The sequence below is a fragment of the Veillonella sp. CAG:933 genome (genome assembly GCF_000431435.1).
Taxonomy (GTDB): Bacteria; Bacillota; Negativicutes; order Veillonellales; family Veillonellaceae; genus Veillonella_A.
Window position 1 is genome coordinate 1 of the sequence record NZ_HF986131.1, and the last position, 1512, is coordinate 1512.

The 1512-nt window shown below is 31.0% G+C and carries 3 protein-coding genes; all 3 read right to left on the reverse strand.

Annotation, left to right across the window (positions count from 1 at the left end):
• Positions 1-276: 276 nt before the first annotated feature.
• The 3 genes from QZL64_RS01410 to QZL64_RS01420 are packed head-to-tail and all read right to left on the reverse strand — an operon-like array spanning position 277 to position 1451.
• Complete coding sequence (locus QZL64_RS01410) at positions 277-774, reverse strand: hypothetical protein (RefSeq protein ID WP_296309116.1); 498 nt, start codon at positions 772-774, stop codon at positions 277-279.
• 10 nt (positions 775-784) lie between these two features.
• Positions 785-952: a hypothetical protein gene (locus QZL64_RS01415; protein WP_296309118.1), complete on the reverse strand. Its 168-nt coding sequence runs from the start codon at positions 950-952 to the stop codon at positions 785-787.
• A 37-nt stretch (positions 953-989) separates the two neighbouring features.
• Positions 990-1451 (reverse strand): hypothetical protein, encoded by a 462-nt coding sequence (locus QZL64_RS01420; RefSeq protein ID WP_021840269.1) that lies wholly within the window; start codon positions 1449-1451, stop codon positions 990-992.
• Positions 1452-1512 lie beyond the last annotated feature (61 nt).

Below are 1512 nucleotides of genomic sequence, written 5' to 3' on the forward strand. Positions count from 1 at the left end.
GGCTATCTAACATATTTTACGTTGTAGCAGAATTGTATTGCCAGTACAATTCTTATTAACGGCATGATTTTAACGTCCGCACGATCATAGTATTTGCAATTATCAGTACTAATTAGAACAATTGCCATTCTTCTTCTCCCGCATAAAAATACTACTTACGCCCCACATGCTTGTCATCTTCTGATGATCTAATAATAAAAATATGCACTACCTTCACAGGCAATGCATATAAATGAATTATAAGTCAGAAATTCAAAAAAGTTATTGCAATCATGATCATTTAATACTATCTATTACCGTAATTGGTACTTTGACAGCTTTCTCACTTTCTTTTTCCGGCCTATTTACTTCAGTCTTTATTTCCACTTTAGCATTCTTAGCATCTGGACCTGTTATTCCCGGCATAACTTCTTTTAACTGCATACTAATATAATAGTTTGTATTACGGAGATACTCTTCAGCAATCTCTTCATACGTTGCAGTCGTACCTATTCTATTAAGAATAGTACGTACGATTTGTTCTGGAAGTTCCATACACAAATCATACAATTCCATGTCATGCTTTTCAACATTCCAGTCGTTAAGTCTTTCTTCCAAAGTAGGAATAATGACCTCAGTTTTAGTTGATTCTGAAGCTTTTTGAGCTTCTGTACCATGGTACTTATCGTACCCATACCACAGGATTCCTCCTAATAGTACGATGCAAAGTAGCCCAATGGCTACGTCTCGAAACTTGTTCATAGAAATAATTGATTTATTAATAAAACTGTGCAATATTGCCTTTTTAATCTTGTTGTTTTTGTTCTTCCTCGTATAAATACTTTTCTATTCTTTGAGATTCTTTATTAATTAAAATAAAGAACAAACCTAGTATAACACCCATACCTAATGAGGTTATTATTAACTCTCCTGTAATAGCTATGGTGTAGATACCCCCAGCTACTACTACCAATAGTAGTAACACATATAAAAGACATTTTAATGAAGATTTATTTAAAGGATTCATAAGCTTGTAGAAATTGTTTATATGTACCTAACATATCCATTAATAAACCACGACATTTATAAAGATGGTTGTATTCTTCTTCAGTAAGAATATATACTGAACCCACTTTTACTACATTTGGAGTAATTTCTTGTATATTACGAGAATTATTTGTAGTATTTATATTTTTTGTACTTTGTGATTCTATTTGTGGTTCTACAACAGACATCACATTTTTAATTTCTTCTTCTGAGAAAAAGGATTCACCTATAGTTCCACATACTTCTGCTACTTTAATACAAATAGCTTCATAAGTTTCATTATCTCTGAGTGTGTAGTAAAATTCTCCAGAATCTACAGCAATTTTAGCTGTTTGTAATTCAAGACCAAAAATTACCTTTAATGCTTTTAACCAAGCTATTTTAAATTTCGCTTTTTTAAAATTGAATTTAATTTTTGTTGCCATATTGATTATATTTAATGTTAATAGTTTTCATAAATAATCCTAAGTAGACCATAAGCCACTA